This window comes from Parafrankia sp. Ea1.12 (assembly GCF_900465275.1).
Classification (GTDB): domain Bacteria; phylum Actinomycetota; class Actinomycetes; order Frankiales; family Frankiaceae; genus Parafrankia; species Parafrankia soli.
This window is the reverse complement of the sequence record NZ_UBIZ01000163.1, coordinates 1-19,149: the sequence shown is the minus strand read 5'-3', so window position 1 is coordinate 19,149 and position 19,149 is coordinate 1. Positions and strand designations below refer to the sequence as shown.

The following is a 19,149-nucleotide window of genomic DNA, read 5'->3' as shown; positions in this document are numbered from 1 at the left end:
CCGTCTCTACCCGTGGCGCCGCGGGTGGCTCGGGCGCGAGCCCGATCTCCGGGGCCTACGTGCTCGAGGTGACCTCGCCCGGGGTCGACCGGCCGCTGGTGGAGCCGCGGCACTGGCGTCACACGGTCGAGATCCCTTAGCCTACGTCCGCCGGCGGAGCACTCCAATCGGGGCCCGGTCCGGCTCGCCTGCCGACCGGTGCCACCGGCGCGCCGACGGCAGCACGCCGATGTGCGAAGCTGCCAGCCGTGCCCACCGCCGCCGGTCCCGGTCCGTCCCGCCGGGCCTTTCTGGCCGTGCTGCCACTGGCCGGGACGGGCGGGCTGCTCCTCGCCGGGATGTCCGGCTGCACCACCTCGACCGGCGGCGCTTCCACCAGCCGGGTCACCCCCGCCGACGTCACCGCCGCGGGAGCGGCACACACCCGGGAGACCGCGCTGATCGAGGCCTACGACAGCGCGATCGACCAGCACCCGGGCCTCGCGGAGACGCTGCGGGCGATCCGCGCCCAGCACGCCGAACACGCCCGCGAGCTGGTCGCCCAGGGCCTGCCCGAGGCCGCGACCGCGGCGGGCACGACGGGCACGCCGGCCGGGGCGAGCACGCCGTCCGGGGCGGGCCTGCGTTCCTCCCCGGCCGCGGACACTCCCCCGCCGGCCGGATCGGACACTCCGGAGACCCGGGCCACCACACTGAGCGCGCTGGCCGAGCTTGAGCGGACGACCGCAGCGGCGCACCGCACCGGCTGCCTCGCCGCCGGTGCCGGCCTGGCGCCGCTGCTGGCGAGCCTGTGCGCGGCCGAGTCCGCGCACGCCGAACTCGTCGCGGCACTGGGCGCACCGGGGGCGGCCGGATGACCGCCGAAGACGCCGCGGTCGTCGCCCTGTCCTCGATGCTCGCGGCCGCGCACGCGGCGGTCTACGCGACGGCGACCGCGGGCGGGGTCCTCGCCCCGCTCGGGGCCGCCGCGGGACCGGCCCGCGAGCTCGCCCGGGTGGCACACGATGATCATCGGACGCTGCGCGACTCGCTGGTCGCCGCGCTGCGGGCCCGCGGGGCGACGCCGCCGGCCGCGCTCGCCGCCTACCGGCTGCCGGTCGAGCCGGCCGGCGTCGCCGGGTCACTCGACCTGCTCGCCAGGGTCGAGGACCGCTCGGCCGTGGCCGCCCACGACGCGGTCGGCGTCCTCACCGGCGCCGACCGCGAACTCGCCGTCGACGCCCTGGTGGCGATGACCCTCCGTGGCCAACGCGCCCGCCTCGCCGCGGGAACCCCACCGGGCTCCGCGGTCCCCGCGCTTCCCGGAAGCTGACCCGCGCCCGCCCCGAAGCGAGTCACACGAGCAGCACACAACCCGGCCCGGACAACACGCTCGGCGGCTCTCCCGCCGGGCGCGTCCGGAGAGGCCGTTCAGCGACGTGGGGCGGGTGACCCAGGCCCGGGAGCGCCGAGCAGGTCGAGGACCTCGAGCAGGTGGCCGAGGCGGCCGATCACCGCATCCGCGAACATCGACGCGGACGCCCCGGCCGCGGCCCCGTCCGCACCGGGCAGATCCCGCGCGGCGGGGTCGCGGCCCAGGTCGGCCCGCCCCGCGAGATCGCGGCCCGCCACCGCCAGCCCAAGGGGATCACGCGGATCGAGGACCACCCCGTCGGGACCACCGCCGAGGCCCGCCGCGGCGCCGTCCGCCGATCCGCCGTCCGCGGAGCCACCGTCCGCGACCAGCACAGCCCGCATGCCGGCCGCCCGCGCGCCGCGGATGTCCGTCCGCAGCCGGTCGCCGACGAAGAGCACCCGGGACGGGTCGGTGACGCCCAGCGCGGCCAGCACCGCCTGGAAGGCGATCGGGTGTGGCTTGTCGAAGGGCAGGTCGCTCGTGTAGATCCTGGCGTGGAAGAGGTCGAGCAGGCCGTCGCGTTCGAGTAGGCGTTCGTGCCAGGCCCGTGGCCAGCGGGTGTTGGTGAGCAGGCCGACGAGCAGGCCGCGGGCACGCACGAGGTGCACGAGCAGCAGCGCCTCGGGATCGCACACCGTGTGCGGGGTCCAGGCGGCGAGGTCGCGCCGGCTGACCGCGCGCAGCACGGCCGCGGCCACGTCCACGCCGAGGGCCGCGGAGGCGGCCGCGAGCAGTTCGGTGACCGACCCGGTCATACCGCCCGCCGCGCCGTTGCCGGCCAGGCCGTCACTGCCGTCCCGGGCATGCCACCAGCTCGTCTCCAGGCCAGCCAGGATCGCGGTGATCTCGTCGGCGTGCGCGGACGAGATCTCCAGCGCGGTCATCCGCCACAGGTCGAGCAGGTCGACGTCGTGGAAGAGGGTGAGCGTCCCGCCCCAGTCGAACACCACGGCCGCGAGCGGCTTGCGGTCGTCCGGGAGGGATGTCCCGTCGACGGCCGGCACCGCGTCCGGGGCGAACCAGGAGAAGCCCACCGGCGCCCGCGCTATCGGGTGACCCAGGCGTCGGGCTCGTCCCTCAGGTCACGGACGATGTCGGGCAGCTTCCCGCTGGCGACGTCCGCGAGGGTCACCGACTCGAGCACCCGGCGCAGGTTGACCCGGACGGCGATCCAGACGTCCTGCAGGTGCTTGGCCGCGCCCTCGTACTGGGCGTTCTCCGGAGGGCGGCCGCGCACGCTGGCGAGCGGGCCGTCGGTCGCCCGGATCACGGTCGCGATCGTGATCTCCTCGGCTGGGCGGCACAGCTGGTAGCCGCCGTCGGCACCGCGGCGGCTCTGCACGAGGCCGCTGCGGCGCAGGTCGGTGAGGATGTTCTCGAGGAAGCGCAGGGGAAGATCCTGGGCCGAGGCGAGCGTCTCCCCCTTCACGAGGCTGCCGTCCGACGCGGCGAGCGTGAGCAGGGCCCGCAGTGCGTAGTCGGCCCGGGCGGAGATCTGCATGTCCCCCATCTTGCCGTCCGCACTGCGGGCGGGCTTCCCGTGGGCTCCTCATGGGCGGCCGGACCGCCCGTCCGGCCGACACCGGGCGAGGGCCGGACGAAGGTCAGACCGCTGACGTGTCCGCGCCGGAGAGCGGTCCGACCGGCCCGGTCGGACCGGTCGGATCCTCCTTCGGACGACCGTTCCGAGGACCACGAGCCGCCCTCACCGCGTTCGAGCCCTCGGAGAGCAGGCCGCGGCGCTCACGCATCCGCCGGTCGAGGATGTTGAAGACCGCGTCGACGGCGACGCCGATCGCGAAGATCGTCAGCATCGACACCAGCACGCCGACGGTGTCCGACAGGTCCCGGGCGTTCTGCAGGTCGGCGCCGATCGAGGGGTGCCCGGGCACGATGACGATCAGCTCGCCGGCCATCAGGCTGCGCCAGGCGAACGCCCAGCCCTGCTTGAGCCCGGCGAGCACCGAGGGGAACGCCGCCGGCGCCACGACGTGGCGGTACAGCGAGAACCCGCGCGCCCCCATACTGCGCCCGACCCGCACGAGCAGCGGCGGGACGTAGTCGACGCCGTAGATGACGCCGTTCGCCACGGACGGGGCGGCGCCCAGGACCACGACGAACATGATCGCGGACTCGTTGAGCTTGAACAGCAGGATCGCGAGCGGGACCCAGACCACCGACGGCATGGTCTGCAACGCGGTGATGAACGACCCCACCGCCGCGCGCAGCAGGCCGAACCGGGCGACCACCAGGCCGACGACGCCACCGAGCACGACCGCCACCGCGTAGCCCTCGCCGGCGCGGGTCAGCGTGCGGCCGAACGCGTCCCAGAACTCGGCGGTGCCGAGCTGGTCGAAGAACTCCGGCAGCGTGTCGCCGGGGCCGGGCAGCACGTAGGTGGGCTTCCACCCCGACCAGACGACGATCTGCCAGACGAGCAGGAACAGCGCGAGCGCGGCGATCTTCGGCCAGGTCACCGACCAGATCCGGCCCGCGGTCGGCCGCCCGGACGAGACGGGGAGGTCGAGGGCGTCCAGGCCGGCGAGCGCCTCGTCGGACGTCCGCTGCGCCGGGGTGGCGGGGTCGCCGGTGGCGGGGTCGCCGCCGGGCCCGGGGCCGAGGTTCCGGCCATCGGTCCCGCTACCGGCTTCCAGGGAGCGGCTGGTGACCGTGTCGGTGTCAGTGGCCATGGCGGGCGACCTCCTGCCGCAGCCGCGCCGTCACGACGGAGGCGAGCTCGGATACCTGGTGTTCGTCGATGCGGCGGGGGCGATCCATGGCGACGTCGAAGATCTCCGCGACCCGTCCGGGCCGGGAGGAGAGCAGGACGATCCGGTCACCGAGGCGCACGGCCTCCCGGACGTCGTGGGTGACGAACAGGACGGTGACCCCGGTCTCGCGCCAGATCCGCTCCAGCTCGTCGTGGAGCAGGTCGCGGGTCATCGCGTCGAGGGCACCGAACGGCTCGTCCATGCAGAGGATGTCCGCCTCCTGGGCGAACGCCCGGGCGAGGCTGACCCGCTGGCGCATGCCGCCGGAGAGCTCGTGCGGGCGGCGGTCGCCCTGGCCGGCCAGGCGGACCATGCCGAGCAGCTCGTCGACCCGGGCCCGGCGCGTCGCCTTCGGCACCCGGCGCAGCTTCAGCGGCACCTCGACGTTGCCGCCGGCCGTGAGCCAGGGCAGCAGGGCCGAGTCCTGGAACATCATCCCGACCTGGCGGCCACCGGTGTCGACGGTGCCCACGGTCGGCCGGTCGAGCCCGGCGACCAGGCTGAGCAGGGTCGATTTGCCGCAGCCCGACGCCCCCAGCAGACAGACGAACTCGCCGGGACGGACATCCAGGTGGATGCCGTCGAGGGCGTGGACCTGACCGGCGCCGGCACCGAAGACCCGGCTGACGCCGTCGATCCGCAGCGCCGTGTCCGTCGCGAGCGCGGTCACAGCTTGCTCCCCTCAGGGTATGTCGTGATCTGGACGCGGAACGGGCTGCGCGGCCGGTGTGGCACCGGCCGCGCAGCCTCGGTCGCGGCATCGCCGGGCTGGGGCAGAGCCCGGATCGCGGCCCGGCGGACGGGAGGCGCCCACCGAGCCGCGGTCGATCGGTCGTTCAGTTGTGCAGAGGTTCAGTTGTGCAGAGGTTCAGTTGTGCGGAGACCTACCTGTGTGGAGGCCTACTTGTCCGAGACCGCGGGGTCGCCGGCGTCCGCCAGCAGCTCGTTGAGGATCTTCAGGTCGAAGATGCCGTCGAGCTTGGGGTCCTCGATGAGCCCGAGCTCCTCCTGATGCGCCGCCGAGAGGAACAGCGACTTGGCGATCGGGTCCGGGCCGAAGGTCAGCGTCTTCCAGGCCGAGGTGACGACGCCGTCGGCGAGCGGCTTGCCGGTGAGCTTGTCCAGCGCCTCGTTCGCGGCAGTCTGCCCGGCGGCCGGGTCGGCGTTGAGCTGCTCGATCGCCGTGATGTTGGCGGCGATGAGCCGGCGGACGATCTCGGGGTTCTTCTCCAGGTACTCCGTGCGGACGATCAGGAGGGTGGTGACGAACTTCCCGTCGGTGTCAGGCCACTCGTCGGCCTCGTTGACGAGCACCTTGCCGCCCTCGGCGACCAGCCGGGAGGCGACCGGCTCAGGCACCCAGGCGCCATCGATGGCGCCGGACTTGAAGGCGTCGACCGTGACCGAGTTCTCCTGCGGGCGGATCGAGACGTCACCGCCGCCCTTGGTGTCCGTCACGAGCCCGTTCTTCTTCAGGTAGAACCGCAGCGCGACGTCCTGGGTGTTGCCCAGGCTCGGGGTCGCCAGCGTCTTGCCACGCAGCTGCTCGACCGAGGTGATCTCGGGCTTGACGACCAGGGCCGCCCCGCCGGAGGTGACGCCGGAGACGATCCGGATGGCCTCGCCCTTGGACTTGATGAACGTGTTCACCGCGGGGTTCGGGCCGATGAAGCCGGCGTCGAGCGCGCCGGAGAGGATCGCCTCCGCCTCCGTGGTGCCCGAGTTGAAGGTCGACGGCTCCAGCTTCACGCCGGACCCCAGCTCCTTGGCGAAGATGCCCTGCCCCACGCCGACGAGCGCCGGGGCGTGCGTGAGGTTCGGGAAGTACCCCAGCCGCAGGGTCCCGGTCACCTCCCCGGACGCCGACACGGACTCCGTTCCCCCGTCGTCGCCCGAGCAGGCGGTGACCGCCAGCGCCAACGCACCGGCAGCAACCAGTGGCACGAACCGCTGCCACAGCCTCTTGGGCCTCATCACGTTTCCCTTTCCCACACGCACGGCGCCTTACACAAAGTCGATCGAGCGCATCAAGTCGATTGGACACATCGGGAAAGTAAGGATGCCAGACCAAGGGTCTTCCCGTCACCGGAATTCACACGGATGACACGATTTCCCACCACGCGTGAACGCCCGGTCGCGTAGGGCGCTCGCAGCTGGCGGGCGCCGGACGAAACCGGGCGGAAAGATGCGCGGAACGTGGCCGCTCAGTGCACGTCGGTCACCAGCGCGCTCTGGTCAGAACAGGATCGAGGCGAAGGTCCCCACCTGCTCGAACCCCACGCGCTCGTAGGCGCGCCGGGCGGGGTGGTTGAAGTCGTTCACGTACAGGCTGACCACCGGGGCGAACGTCGCCTGGGCGAGCGCCACGACGCTGGCCGTCCCGGCGGCGCCGAGGCCACGGCCACGCAGGGCCGGATCGACCCAGACGCCCTGGATCTGGCAGACGTCGCCGGCGACGGCGCCGATCTCGGCCTTGAAGAGCACCCGGCCGTCCTCGATGTGGGCGAACGAGCGGCGCTGGCCGACGAACTCGGCGACGCGCGAACGGTAGAGGGCGCCGCCGTCGGCCCCGACCGGGGAGACCCCGATCTCCTCGGTGAACATGGCGATGCAGGCGGGGAGCAGCACGTCCAGCTCGTCCGGCCGGACCTGGCGCACCGCCGGGTCCGGCGCGATGCGCGGCGGGGCCTGGATCGCGAGTAACGGCTGGTCGGCGCGGATCTCCCGGGCCGGGCCCCACACCGGCTCCAGGTGCCGCCACATGGCGGTGACGGCCGAGCCGACGCCCACGATCGACGAGCAGCGGCGGCCCTGCCGGCGGGCCCGCTCGGCGAAAAGCTTCGCCGAGGCCGGGCCCGCCGCCACGGGCCACAGGTTGGCGCCTGAGTAGCACAGGGCGGTCAGGGTCCCGTCGACCGTGTGGCCCCACACCTCGGCGCCCAGGCGCCAGGGGTCCAGACCGCACGCCGCCACCCGCGACGCGACGAAGACATCGGCTACCGGGTTGCGGCCCAGCAGCTGGGTGACCGCGGGCAGATCCCGATCGTCAAGCAGCCGGGTCGGAGCGGAGCGAAGCGGCAGACCCATCCAGCCCTTCCAGGTACTAGGCCACGGACACCGACGGCGAGCCGGAGGCCGCGCCGTCGGCCTCCATCTGCTCGGCCAGCCGCATGGCCTCCTCGATGAGAGTCTCCACGATCTGAGCCTCCGGCACCGTCTTGATGACCTTTCCGCGCACGAAGATCTGTCCCTTGCCGTTGCCGGAGGCGACACCGAGGTCGGCCTCACGGGCCTCGCCGGGGCCGTTGACGACGCAGCCCATGACGGCCACCCGCAGCGGCACCTCCATGCCCTCCAGCCCGGCGCTGACCTCGTTGGCCAGGGTGTAGACGTCCACCTGGGCGCGGCCGCAGGACGGGCAGGACACGATCTCCAGCTTGCGCTCGCGCAGCCCGAGCGACTCCAGGATCGCCGAAGCGACCTTGATCTCCTCGATCGGCGGCGCCGACAGCGAGACCCGGATCGTGTCGCCGATTCCCTCGGACAGCAGCGCGCCGAAGGCCACCGCGGACTTCACGGTGCCCTGGAACGCCGGGCCCGCCTCGGTGACACCGAGGTGCAGCGGGTAGTCACAGGCCTGGGCCAGCAGCCGGTAGGCCTGAATCATGATCACGGGATCGTTGTGCTTCACCGAGATCTTGATGTCCCGGAAGTCGTGCTCCTCGAACAGCGAGGCCTCCCACAGCGCCGACTCGACCAGCGCCTCCGGAGTGGCCTTCCCGTACTTCTCCAGCAGGCGCTTGTCGAGCGACCCGGCGTTGACCCCGATCCGAATCGGGGTGCCGGTCGCCTTGGCGGCGCGGGCGATCTCGCCGACCTTGTCGTCGAACTGCTTGATGTTGCCCGGGTTCACCCGGACGGCGGCGCACCCGGCGTCGATCGCGGCGAAGACGTACTTCGGCTGGAAGTGGATGTCGGCGATGATCGGGATCGGCGACTTGCGGGCGATCGTCGGGAGCGCGTCGGCGTCGTCCTGGCTGGGCACCGCCACCCGCACGATCTGACATCCGGCGGCGGTGAGCTGGGCGATCTGCTGAAGGGTCGCGTTGACGTCCGAGGTCAGCGTGGTGCACATCGACTGAATGGAGACCGGGGCGTCACCTCCGACCGGGACGTTGCCCACGTGGATCTGCCGGCTGAGCCGCCGCGTTCCGACCGGACGAGGCGGAGCGGCGGGCATGCCCAGAGTTACGGTCACGATGTCCTCACTGGCGTGTCGGATGCTTGATCGTCAGATGGCGACCCGGCCAGGCCCGTCACGGACGGGATCGTCCGGGTCAGTCGGCGTCGTGCGGGGCGGCGCACTCACGACGGCCAGACGCGACGCCCGCACCGGAACTACCGGCGACCGGGACGTCCGCAGACCACCACCGCGCGCCACCGCGGGTACACGGCAGCTACTGATTGATGCGGATGGGGTTGACGATGTCGGCGGACAGAATGATCAGACTGAACCCGACGAGAACGACGACCGTGGCGTACGTGGCTGGTAACAGCTTGGCGAAGTCCACCGGCTGCACCGGGCCTCGATAGCCACGCAGCCGACGCAGGCCGTGTCGGGCCTGCTCGAAGCCGAGCACCGCGATGTGCCCGCCGTCGAGCGGGAGCAGCGGCAACAGGTTGAAGATCCCGATGGCGAGGTTGATCGCGGCGACGAGGATCAGGAAACCGCGGATCCGGTCGGTCCAGCCGTCGTCCGCCGCGGCCACCTCACCGCCGAGGCGGGCCGCGCCGACCACACTGATGAAACCGCTCTCGTCGCGGTTGTCACCGAAGATGCGGCCAATGTCATCGATCCGTTCGGTGAACGTCTCGTACATCCCGGTGAACCCGGAGCCGATGACCGAGAACGTCTCGGGAACCGCCGAGAGCGGGCCGTAGTCGACGGTCTCCTGACCGGGGCTGACCCCCAGGGCGCCGACCGGGTCCTTGCCCGCGAGGCCGGTCTCGCGGTCGCGCAGCACCTCGACGAGGTCCGGCCGCAGCGTGACGTCCGCGCCGTCGCGGGACACCACGAGCACCGCCGGGCCCGGCCCGTGATCGCGCACGAGCCGGGTGAACTTCTCCCAGGTGGTGACGGCCACACCGTCGAAGCTCACCACCCGGTCGCCGACCCGCAGCCCGGCTGCCGCCGCCGGCCCCGGGCCGGTGCAGGCGGACGTCGTCGCCACGCAGCTCGTGCGCCCGATCATCGTCTGGCTCTGCTGGGTGGTGCCGATGGTGACCAGCACCCCGTAGATCAGCACGATCGCGATGACGAAGTGCACGAACGACCCCGCCGACATCACCACCAGCCGGGCCCGCGCCCGCGCCTTGTAGAAGGCACGGGGCTCGTCCGCCGGGTCGATCTCCTCGAGGGAGGTCATCCCCTCGATCTTGACGAACCCGCCGGCGGGGATGGCCTTGATGCCGTACTCGGTCTCCCCGCGCTGCTTCGACCACAGGGTGGGGCCGAAGCCGACAAAGAAACGGGACGCCTTCATCCCGAAGTAGCGGGCGGTGACGAAGTGCCCCGCCTCGTGCAGGACGACGGAGACGAACAGGGCGAGGACGAAGGCGACGATGCCCAGAGTTGCCATCAACCATGTCCTCCGGCCGCCACGGGATGCCCGCCGGCCTTCTCGATCAGGCGGTTCGCGGCGGCGCGGGCCTCACGCTCGACGGCGAACACCTCGTCCAGCGTCGGACGGGCGATCACCTCGTGTGCCTGCACCACCTCGGCCACCAGGTCGACGATACGGACGAAGGGCAGCTGCCCGGCGAGGAAGGCCGCGACGGCCTCCTCGTTCGCCGCGTTGAACACGGCCGGCGCGGTCCCGCCGAGGCGGCCCGCCGTCCGGGCGAGGTCCACCGCGGGGAACGCGACGGTGTCCAGGGGCTCGAAGGTCAGCGACTGGGCGCGCGTCCAGTCCATCGGCGGCTGGGCCAGCGGCACCCGGTCCGGCCAGCCCAGGGCCAGCGCGATCGGGAGCCGCATGTCCGGCGGCGACACCTGCGCGATGGTCGACCCGTCGTTGAACTCGACCATCGAGTGGACCAGCGACTGCGGGTGGACGACGACCTCGATGTCGTCATACGGCACGCCGAAGAACAGGTGGGCCTCGATCAGCTCGAGGCCCTTGTTCATCAGCGTCGCCGAGTTGATCGTGACCAGCGGGCCCATCGCCCAGGTCGGATGGGCCAGTGCCTGCTCCCGGGTGACCCCGGCCAGGTCGTTCCTGCTCCGGCCACGGAAGGGCCCGCCGCTGGCGGTCAGCACCAGTTTGTGGACTTCCTCACGCCGCCCCCCGCGCAGGCACTGCGCGAGCGCCGAGTGCTCGGAATCCACCGGGACGAGCCGGTCCGGGTTGCCGCCGAGCGCGTCGAGCACCAGCGGGCCGCCCGCGACCAGCGACTCCTTGTTCGCCAGCGCGACCGTCGCGCCGGCCTTGAGGGCCGCCAGCGTCGGCGCGAGCCCGACCGAGCCGGACACCCCGTTGAGGACGATGTCCGCCGGCCAGGACGCGATCTCGCTGGCCGCATCGGGCCCGGCGAGGATCTTCGGGACGGCGAACTCGCCACGGCGGTAGCCGCGCTTGGACGCCTCCGCGAAGAACGCGAGCTGAAGGTCCTGCGCCGACGAGGCCGCGGCCACACCGACCGCCTCGACCCTCAGGTCGAGCGCCTGCGCCGCGAGCAGGTCGACCCGCGACCCGCCTCCCATCAGCGCCACCACCCGGAACCTGTCCGGGTTGCGGCGTACGACATCTATCGCCTGAGTCCCGATCGAGCCGGTGGACCCGAGCAGAACAACCTCACGCTGGACCGAAGCCTCCGCCACGCTGCCTATTCTCGCAGGCCCTTCGACGCTTCGACCGAGGCCTGTTCGGTTCATGACAGGTGAGGCCCGAAGGTGCGCAATGGGTGTAGCCGCGCCTACGACTGGTCAACACCCGGAGCATCCGGGCGTGACCTGCCCGCCCCTGTCCGTACCCCCGGCGGCGGATGTCTCACCGGGCGTGACCAGCATCTTCGTTCTCCTGCCCGCCGCCCGCGGACGTCTCACCGGGCGCGACGTGCCCGTCTGTGCCCCTACCCGGCGCCCGCGGAACCGTCACGAGGAGCGACGTGCCCGTTCGTGCCCCTGCCCGCCGCCCGACGAGGCATCACCAGAAGCGACGTGCCCGTCCGTGCGACTACCCGGCGCCTGCGGGCGTCTCACCGGTCGGCGTCGCGCTCGTGGACGGGCCGGGCGGCGCCGACGGCGCCGGGTCGGGATCGTCGCTCGCCCCGGTCGGTGTGGGCTCGGGCTGGTCACCGGGTGCCGCCGAGGCGGGCGGGGTGGTCGCGGGTGCCCCCGCCGGCGGCTGGGTCGGCGCGGTGGCGCCGCCCGTGGCCGCGCCGCCCGTCGCGGGCGCGCCGCCTCCCGAGCCGCCACCGGTCACCGTCCGGCCGTCGGCCGGGTGGCCGCTGAAGAAGGCCAGCGCCACGACGGTCGCGCTCAGGTTCGTCACCGTGCCACCCAGCTCGGGCCGTGGTGCCGCGCCCGGCCAGGTGTGCCCGCCGCCCTGCATCGCCAGGGTGCCGACGTCCTTGCCGGCCGGGCAGGTCGTCCAGCTCGTCCGCGCGACGTGGGTGAAGTCCTGCGCCGTCGAGTGCTCGCCGCCGCAGCCGAGAGCGCGCGCGTACCTGTCGGTGCGGGCCTCCACCGGTTGGGCGACGAGCCCGTTGTAGGGGGCGGTGCGGGCCTGGCCCCCGCCGTTGAACGGCGCGATCCGATCGTCGGTGCCGTGCAGCTCGAGCAGGCTGGCCCGTGGCGCGGCGCAGGCATCCGGCAAGCGGCTCGACGCGACCGTGACCACCGCCGCGAAGCGCTCGGGCAGCGCGCAGGCCAGCGCGAGGACCATGTCGGCGCCGTCGGAGAAGCCGCTGGCGAACACCCGCTTCGGGTCCAGGCACATCCGGCCGGTCAGGTCGTTGAGCAGCGCGCCGACGAAGAGAACGTCATCCGGGCCCACCTTGGCCGAGCGGGTGAAGTTCCACCGGTTCGACGCCCCGACCGGGATGGCGACGGCGTAGCCGGCCCGGGTGCCGCTGTCCGCCATCTGGGTGTACTGCTCGAGCTCCTGTGCGGGCTGCCCGTAACCGTGCAGGTTCAGCACCAGCGGCAGTGCGGTACCCGCCCCGCCGCCCTGCGGGACGGCCAGCAGGAACTGCCGGTCGACGTCGCCGACGTGGATGGTCTCGGTGGTGACGCCCGCCGGCAGGCTGCTGCCGGTCTCGCAGCCGCTGCGCGGTGGCGGCGGGACGGTCGGTGCCGCCAGGGCGGCGGGCCCGCCGGAGGCACCGCCCGCTCCGCCCAGCGCGGACGCGACCGGGGACGAGGAACCGGTCGCCTCCCCGGGATCCTGCGACATCGCGTACCAGACCAGGAGCAGGAGCACCCCCGCCGCCGCGGTGAGCGGCAGCCACAGCGTGTTCGCCGGACGCGACCCGTGCCGCAGCGCGCTCGACCGGGCCAGCCCCTGCCGGGCGGCCCCCGACCGCGCGGAGCCGGCCCCGGCCCGGCCGTGGCTACGCCGACGACCGGCGGAGTTCCCGGTGGCCACGACTACCGGCCCGCCCTCGAGCGCACGGGCGGCTCCGCGGCGAGTTGCCCGCAGGCCGCGGCGATCTCCCGGCCCCGGGTGTCCCGGACGGTGGCCGCCACCCCGCGGGCCCGCAGGCGCTCCACGAAGACACGCTGGCCGCGCGGGGCGCTCGCCTGCCAGGACGAGCCGCCCGTCGGGTTGAGCGGGATGAGGTTCACGTGCGCGAGCTGGCCGGCCAGCAGGGCGGCCAGCGCGTCCGCGCGCTCGGGCGAGTCGTTGACGCCGTCGATCAGGGCGTACTCGATGCTCACGCGCCGCCCCGTCACCCGGGCGTACTCCCACGCGGCGGCGAGCACCTCGGCCACCGGCCATCGGGTGTTGATCGGGACCAGCTCGTCGCGCAGCTCGTCATCCGGGGCGTGCAGGGACACGGCGAGGGTCACCGGCAGCCCCTCACCGGCGAGGCGACGGATCGCCGGGACCAGGCCCACCGTGCTGACCGTGAGCCCGCGGGCGGAGAGGCCCAGCCCGTCGGGCGCCGGGTCGATGAGGCGGTGCAGGGCGGCGAGGAGGGCGGCGTAGTTCGCCAGCGGCTCCCCCATGCCCATGAACACCACGTTCGACAGCCTGCCGGGACCACCGGGCAGGCCACCCTCGGCCGTCGTTCGGGCCGCCATCGTTCGAGCCGCGTCCACCACCTGTTCGACGATCTCGGCGGTCGAGAGGTTGCGGGTCAGCCCGCCCTGGCCCGTCGCGCAGAACGGGCATCCCATGCCGCAGCCCGCCTGGCTCGAGACACAGACCGTCGCCCGCTGCGGGTAGCGCATCAGCACCGACTCGATCTTGGCGCCGTCGACGGTACGCCAGACGGTCTTGCGGGTCTGGCCACCGTCGCAGTCGAGGGCGGTGGCCGGCGTGAGCAGCCTCGGCAGCATCGCCTCGACGAGCGCGGGGCGGATCGAGGCGGGCAGGTCCGTCATCAGGTCTGCGTCGTCGGCACGCAGGTGGTGGGTGAAGTAGTGGCGGGCCAGCTGGTCGGCGCGGAACGCCGGCAGGCCCAGTGACGTGGCCACGGCCCGCCGCTCGTCCCGGGAGAGGTCCGCGAGGTGGCGCGGCGGCCTGGACCGCCCTGACACCAGTGGCAGGAGGTTTCCGGATTCGGCGGTCGTGGCTGTCATGGCCAGTCCAGTCTGCCAGGAGCCCCGGGCACGCGACGAATCGGTGATCGGTCAGCCGAGGAACGCGGTGATGAGCAGCCAGGCAACGGGCGCGGTACACAGCAGCGAGTCCAGCCGGTCCATGAGGCCGCCGTGGCCGGGCAGCAGGTTGCCCATGTCCTTGATGCCGATGTCCCGCTTGAGCAGCGACTCACCGAGGTCGCCCACGGTCGCCGTGCAGGCGACGGCGGCGCCGAGCAGCGCGCCCTGCCAGATCTCGGCGCCCAGCGGCCACGCCATCAGCACGCTGGCGACGACGACGCAGCCCACCACCGATCCCGCGAACCCCTCCCAGGACTTCCCGGGCGACACGCTGGGCGCGAGCTTGTGCCGCCCGCCCGACAGCACACCCGCGGTGTAGCCGCCGATGTCGCTGGCCACGACGGTTCCGAGGAACGCGATGGTGCGCCAGTGGCCGTCCGGGGCGGAGGTGAGCAGCGTGGCGAACCCAGCCGGAAAGCCGACATACGCGGAGGTGAACGCGCAGGCCGCGGCGTCCCGCAGCCGCGCCTGACGCCCGCCGCCGTGACGCCCGCCGCCGGCCGGGTCGCGCACCGCGCGGACGGCGACGGCGGCCAGGGTCGTGCCCGCGAGCGCGAGCGCGAGCCCGTTGGTGCCGGACGTGTAGGCGGCCACGGGCATCGCGATCGCCCCGGCGGCCAGCGGGACGAGCGGCACGCTCATCCCCGCGACATGCAGGGCACGGACCACCTCGTAGGTGCCGACCGCCACGGCGGCGCTGACCACCGCGACCCAGATCGGGTACAGCGTGAACAGCGGGACGAGGATGACCGCGCCCAGCACGACCCCGACGGCGATCGCCGCGGGCAGGTCGCGCCCGGCCCGGATCACCCGCCGGCCGTTCCGCGGGGCCCGGCCGCCGCGCGGCGGCTCCGAGGCTGTCTCCGGGGGCGCAGCCGCGTCCGGCGTTGCCGCTGTGCCCGAGGCGGAGTTGGCCGGTGCCGGACCGGCCGGAACGGGGTCGGCCGGGGCCAGGTCGACCGGGCGGGGATGCACCGGCACGTCGCCGGCGTTCCCCCGCCCCCCGTCGGGGGTGTCCGCGCGGTCAGTCACGGAGGCGTCCTCGGGAGGAACCCCCAGGGCCGAGACGCTCACGGCGCCGCGAGGTCCGCCGTCCACCGGCCGCCCGCCAGCTTGCCGACGAGACGGAGACGGGGACGGGAACCCGGGCGCAGGGGCCGGGACAGCGGATGGGCACGGCGTCGCACGCGGACGGGCGCTGGTCGAGGGTCAGACCGACAACAGGTCCGACTCCTTGATGCGAAGCAGTTCGTCGACCTGGCTGACGTAACGGTGGGTGGCCTCATCGAGGTCCTTCTCCCCGCGGCGTCCCTCGTCCTCGCCGGCCTCGCCGTCGCGGACGATCCGGTCGATCGCGTCCTTCGCGTGCCGGCGGATGTTGCGGATGCTGACCCGGGCCTCCTCGGCCTTGGTGCGGGCCACCTTCACCAGGTCACGACGGCGCTGCTCGGACAGCTCCGGGAAGACGCACCGAATGATCGTCCCGTCGTTGCTCGGGTTGACCCCGAGGTCGGAGTCACGGACGGCCTTCTCCACCGCGCCGAGCGACGACTTGTCGTACGGGGTGATGATGACCATGCGCGGCTCGGGGATGTGGAACGAGGCGAGCTGCTGCACCGGCGTGGGAGCGCCGTAGTAGTCCACCAGGACCTTCCCGAAAACCGCTGGCGTGATCCGCCCCGTGCGGATGTTGGCGAAGTCGTCCTTGGCGACCGAGACGGCCTTGTCCATCTTCTCCTCGGCCTCGAGGAGCGTGTCGTCGATCACCGCGCACCTTCCGTTCCGTACGTCTCGACTCCGACCAGCGTGCCGATCTTCTCACCCCGGACGGCGCGGGAGATGTTCCCCTCGGTCAGGAGGTCGAAAACGACAATGGGCAGGTCGTTGTCCATGCACAGGCTGATCGCGGTCGCGTCCATGACCTTCAGGCCGCGCGCGAGGACCTCGCTGTAGGTGAGGCTGTCGAACCGGACGGCGCCGGCGTTCGTCGCCGGATCGGAGTCGTAGACCCCGTCGACCTTCGTCGCCTTGAGTACCGCCTGCGCCTTGATCTCCAGCGCCCGCTGGGCGGCGGTGGTGTCCGTCGAGAAGAACGGTGCCCCGAGGCCGGCGCCGAAGATGACCACGCGCCCCTTCTCCAGGTGCCGGATCGCGCGCAGGGGGAGGTAGGGCTCGGCGACCTGGCCCATGGCGATCGCCGTCTGCACGCGGGTGACGATCCCCTCGCGCTCCAGGACGTCCTGCAGGGCCAGGCAGTTGATGACCGTGCCCAGCATGCCCATGTAGTCGGCGCGGGCGCGGTCCATGCCCCGCTCGGCGAGCGCCTGGCCGCGGAACATGTTGCCGGCCCCCACGACTATGGCGACCTCGATGCCCGAGCGGCTCACCTGGGCGATCTGGCGCGCGATCGTCGCCAGCGTCACCGGGTCGATCCCGAGCGGCTCACCACCGGCGAAGGCCTCGCCGGAGAGTTTCAGCAGGAGGCGGGTCCACCGCGGCCCGGGCTCGGTGCGGGCGGCGGGATCCACCCCTCCAACGGCACTGTCGGCGTCATCGGTCACAGGCGGCTCCTTCGCCGGCGGCCGGGATCAGCGGCCAAGGATGTTCATGCTGACAGCAGTCTGCCGCACGACTCCGGCACGGCTGCCCGTGGCCCCGCGTGGCGCGTCGACCAGCGCGAACCGTGGCGGGCTCAACCGCCGCGGTCACCCGCCGGCGAGCACGGACGTCGCTCGCGCCCACAGCACGGACGTCGCTCGCGCCCACGCGCCGCACCCGGGCCCCGCACGGACTCCGGCCCGACACCCGCGGAGGTCCTCCCCCACCGGGTGCCCGGCCGTGTCACGTCGCCCGGCGCGGTGCGCTCGCGCTCAGGCCTGCTTGATGTTGAACCGGGCGAACCGGCCCACTTCGATCTTCTCACCCAGCGCGGATCCGGCCTGCTCCAGCAGCGCGCGGATCGTGAGCTTGCCGTCCTTGACCCAGGGCTGGTCCAGCAGGACGACGCTCTTGACGTAGCCGTTGACCCGACCCTCGACGATCTTCGGGATGGCCTTGTCGTTCTTGCCCTCTTCGCGGGCGGCCGCCTCGTAGATCTTCCGCTCCTGCTCGAGCACCTCGTTCGGGATCTGCTCGGCGGTCACGTACAGCGGGTCCGCCGCGGCGATGTGCTGGGCGAGGTCCCGCGCGAGCTGCTTGAAGTCGTCGGTCTTGGCGACGAAGTCAGTCTCGCAACGCAGCTCGATGAGCACGCCGAGCGTCGGCGGGAGCTGCGGGTCGGTGCGGTGCAGGTACGACTCGACCAGCCCGTTCGCCGTGCTGCGGCCCGCGCGCTTGGCGACCTGCGCGAGGCCCTTCTCGCGCAGCCAGGACTTGGCCTTCTCGAAGTCACCGTCGTGGTCGACGAGCGCCTTCTTGACGTCGCTCATCCCCGCGCCGGTCAGTTCCCGGAGCTTGCGGATGTCGGCGGCTGTGATGTCTGCCATGGTGCTCTTCTCGTCAGTTCCGATTGCTGGCGATGGTGGGCGTTCTGTCTCGGCGCCGAAACACACGCGACGCCGCCGCGCGGAGGCGCCCCCGGGGCCGCTCGTCGCCCGCCCGCGGCGGTCGACGTCCGTCCTCCCAGGGGTCGCCCGCCCCGACAGTCGCACGGACGGCCCTACCGGGGCTGGAACGGGTTCTCCGGGGACGTGGTCACGCCCCCGGAGAACCCGCGTGAGACCAGGATGTGTCAGACGGCGGTGCCGACCGCGTCCGGCTGGGGCTGCTCCTCGGTGGCCGTCTCGACAGCCGCGACCGCCTCGGTCGGCTCGGTCGGCTCGGCGGCCTCGGCCGCCACCGGGGCGGCGGGGGGGGCAGGCGCCTCGGCCGCGGCGTCCCCACGCAGCAGGGCCTGCTCCCACTCGGCGAGCGGCTCCTCGCCGGTGGACTGCTCCGGCTTGGCCTCGGCGTTGCTCGACGCGCCGGCCCGCGACATCAGACCCTCGGCCACCGCGTCGGCGACGACACGGGTCAGCAGCGCCGCGCTGCGGATCGCGTCGTCGTTGCCCGGGATCGGGTAGTCGACCTCGTCGGGGTCGCAGTTGGTGTCGAGGATCGCCACGACCGGGATGCCCAGCTTGCGGGCCTCACCGACGGCGATGTGCTCCTTCTTCGTGTCCACGACCCACACCGCGCTCGGCACGCGGGCCATGTCGCGGATACCACCGAGGGTGCGCTCGAGCTTCGCCTTCTCCCGGGTCAGGACGAGCTGCTCCTTCTTGGTGCGCACCTCCGTGCCGCCGGTCAGCTCGATCTCCTCAAGCTCCTTGAGCCGCTGGAGCCGCTTGTAGACCGTGGAGAAGTTGGTCAGCATCCCACCGAGCCAACGCTCCTTGACGAAGGGCATGCCGACCCGCTGGGCCTGCTCCTCAATCGCCTCCTGTGCCTGCTTCTTCGTCCCGATGAAGAGGACGGTGCCGCCGTGGGCGACCGTCTCCTTGACGAAGTCGTAGGCGCGGTCGATGTACGACAGCGTCTGCTGGAGGTCGATGATGTAGATGCCATTGCGCTCCGTGAAGATGTAGCGCTTCATCTTCGGGTTCCAGCGCTTGGTCTGGTGCCCGAAGTGCACGCCGCTCTCGAGGAGCTGCTTCATGGTGACGACGGCCATGATCCGTCGCTCCCTTCCCGCCCGGCCCGCGGGCCGGGACGCCTCGGTTGTGACGGCCCCGGCGGAAAACCGGAGCCCCTGACGCCCGGATGGCCGTGGCCGCCGCGAGGCGACGGACCGAGGAGGCCCTCCCGGCCAGTGCCGGGAGTGGGCGTGCGAACTGAGCCCGCGAGCGGTGGGAGATCGACCGAACGACCGCCACCCGACCGCCGTCGGAGACGCACCTGGCGCCGACGGCGCTGTAGAAAACCGTGAAACACCACAGCGCCGAGAACACCTCAGCATCAGGAACACCGCGACGAGACCGCGACACGGCACAACTGCGCCGCAGGACCACCGCGACGTCCAGGAAGCCGGGAACGCACCGACCAACGGACTCCGTGTCGATGATACCCGGCCGCCGTGGCCACTCCCCACTCCCCGAATCCCCACTCCCCGAACC

At 72.8% G+C, this 19,149-nt stretch carries 18 protein-coding genes and 1 pseudogene; 3 read left to right on the top strand and 16 right to left on the bottom strand.

Annotated elements, in window-relative coordinates; translation table 11 throughout:
• From FMEAI12_RS39695 to FMEAI12_RS04705, 3 genes and pseudogenes are all read left to right on the top strand, one after another.
• Window positions 1–119, top strand: a pseudogene (locus FMEAI12_RS39695) (ribosome maturation factor RimP); the annotation flags it as partial.
• A gap of 129 nt (window positions 120–248) precedes the next feature.
• On the top strand, window positions 249–857 hold the full coding sequence (locus tag FMEAI12_RS04710) for a hypothetical protein (protein WP_235013703.1): 609 nt from the start codon (window positions 249–251) through the stop codon (window positions 855–857).
• The gene (locus tag FMEAI12_RS04705; protein WP_112105095.1) at window positions 854–1,312 is read left to right on the top strand and encodes a DUF4439 domain-containing protein; all 459 of its coding nucleotides are present in this window, start codon (window positions 854–856) and stop codon (window positions 1,310–1,312) included. Before FMEAI12_RS04710 ends, FMEAI12_RS04705 begins: the two co-directional genes overlap by 4 nt.
• Window positions 1,313–1,410: 98 nt before the next feature.
• Here the strand turns inward: FMEAI12_RS04705 and FMEAI12_RS04700 are convergent, their stop codons facing one another.
• From FMEAI12_RS04700 to rpsB, 16 genes are all read right to left on the bottom strand, one after another.
• Window positions 1,411–2,430 (bottom strand): HAD family hydrolase, encoded by a 1,020-nt coding sequence (locus FMEAI12_RS04700; RefSeq protein WP_112105094.1) that lies wholly within the window; start codon window positions 2,428–2,430, stop codon window positions 1,411–1,413.
• Between the two features lie 11 nt (window positions 2,431–2,441).
• The gene (locus tag FMEAI12_RS04695) at window positions 2,442–2,897 is read right to left on the bottom strand and encodes an Rrf2 family transcriptional regulator (protein ID WP_020458805.1); all 456 of its coding nucleotides are present in this window, start codon (window positions 2,895–2,897) and stop codon (window positions 2,442–2,444) included.
• Between the two features lie 103 nt (window positions 2,898–3,000).
• Complete coding sequence (locus FMEAI12_RS04690) at window positions 3,001–4,086, bottom strand: ABC transporter permease (RefSeq protein WP_112105093.1); 1,086 nt, start codon at window positions 4,084–4,086, stop codon at window positions 3,001–3,003.
• Window positions 4,076–4,837: an ABC transporter ATP-binding protein gene (locus tag FMEAI12_RS04685; protein WP_112105092.1), complete on the bottom strand. Its 762-nt coding sequence runs from the start codon at window positions 4,835–4,837 to the stop codon at window positions 4,076–4,078. Before FMEAI12_RS04685 ends, FMEAI12_RS04690 begins: the two co-directional genes overlap by 11 nt.
• 230 nt (window positions 4,838–5,067) lie before the next feature.
• The gene (locus tag FMEAI12_RS04680; RefSeq protein ID WP_112105098.1) at window positions 5,068–6,141 is read right to left on the bottom strand and encodes an ABC transporter substrate-binding protein; all 1,074 of its coding nucleotides are present in this window, start codon (window positions 6,139–6,141) and stop codon (window positions 5,068–5,070) included.
• Window positions 6,142–6,402: 261 nt separating this feature from the next.
• Entirely contained in the window at window positions 6,403–7,254 is an 852-nt protein-coding gene (locus FMEAI12_RS04675; protein WP_112105091.1) for a GNAT family N-acetyltransferase, read from the bottom strand.
• Between the two features lie 16 nt (window positions 7,255–7,270).
• The gene (gene ispG, locus FMEAI12_RS04670; RefSeq protein WP_112105090.1) at window positions 7,271–8,425 is read right to left on the bottom strand and encodes a flavodoxin-dependent (E)-4-hydroxy-3-methylbut-2-enyl-diphosphate synthase; all 1,155 of its coding nucleotides are present in this window, start codon (window positions 8,423–8,425) and stop codon (window positions 7,271–7,273) included.
• A 199-nt stretch (window positions 8,426–8,624) separates the two neighbouring features.
• Entirely contained in the window at window positions 8,625–9,806 is a 1,182-nt protein-coding gene (locus FMEAI12_RS04665; protein ID WP_071060582.1) for an RIP metalloprotease, read from the bottom strand.
• Window positions 9,806–11,101, bottom strand: a complete 1,296-nt coding sequence (dxr, locus tag FMEAI12_RS04660) for a 1-deoxy-D-xylulose-5-phosphate reductoisomerase (protein ID WP_235013702.1) — start codon at window positions 11,099–11,101, stop codon at window positions 9,806–9,808. Before dxr ends, FMEAI12_RS04665 begins: the two co-directional genes overlap by 1 nt.
• Window positions 11,102–11,402: 301 nt before the next feature.
• A complete protein-coding gene (locus FMEAI12_RS04655) occupies window positions 11,403–12,815 on the bottom strand; it encodes a PHB depolymerase family esterase (RefSeq protein ID WP_112105089.1) in 1,413 nt (470 codons plus the stop codon).
• Window positions 12,816–12,817: 2 nt separating this feature from the next.
• Window positions 12,818–13,975, bottom strand: coding sequence for a 23S rRNA (adenine(2503)-C(2))-methyltransferase RlmN (rlmN, locus tag FMEAI12_RS04650; RefSeq protein ID WP_112105088.1), 1,158 nt, complete (start codon window positions 13,973–13,975; stop codon window positions 12,818–12,820).
• Between the two features lie 51 nt (window positions 13,976–14,026).
• Window positions 14,027–15,088 (bottom strand): phosphatidate cytidylyltransferase, encoded by a 1,062-nt coding sequence (locus FMEAI12_RS04645; protein WP_235013701.1) that lies wholly within the window; start codon window positions 15,086–15,088, stop codon window positions 14,027–14,029.
• 177 nt (window positions 15,089–15,265) lie between these two features.
• A complete protein-coding gene (frr, locus tag FMEAI12_RS04640) occupies window positions 15,266–15,823 on the bottom strand; it encodes a ribosome recycling factor (protein ID WP_020458794.1) in 558 nt (185 codons plus the stop codon).
• Window positions 15,820–16,617 (bottom strand): UMP kinase, encoded by a 798-nt coding sequence (pyrH, locus tag FMEAI12_RS04635; protein ID WP_071060590.1) that lies wholly within the window; start codon window positions 16,615–16,617, stop codon window positions 15,820–15,822. The genes frr and pyrH overlap by 4 nt, the downstream gene beginning before the upstream one ends.
• 309 nt (window positions 16,618–16,926) lie before the next feature.
• The gene (locus tag FMEAI12_RS04630; RefSeq protein ID WP_041253727.1) at window positions 16,927–17,541 is read right to left on the bottom strand and encodes a translation elongation factor Ts; all 615 of its coding nucleotides are present in this window, start codon (window positions 17,539–17,541) and stop codon (window positions 16,927–16,929) included.
• Window positions 17,542–17,786: 245 nt separating this feature from the next.
• Complete coding sequence (gene rpsB, locus FMEAI12_RS04625; protein ID WP_112105086.1) at window positions 17,787–18,707, bottom strand: 30S ribosomal protein S2; 921 nt, start codon at window positions 18,705–18,707, stop codon at window positions 17,787–17,789.
• Between the last annotated feature and the right edge of the window lie 442 nt (window positions 18,708–19,149).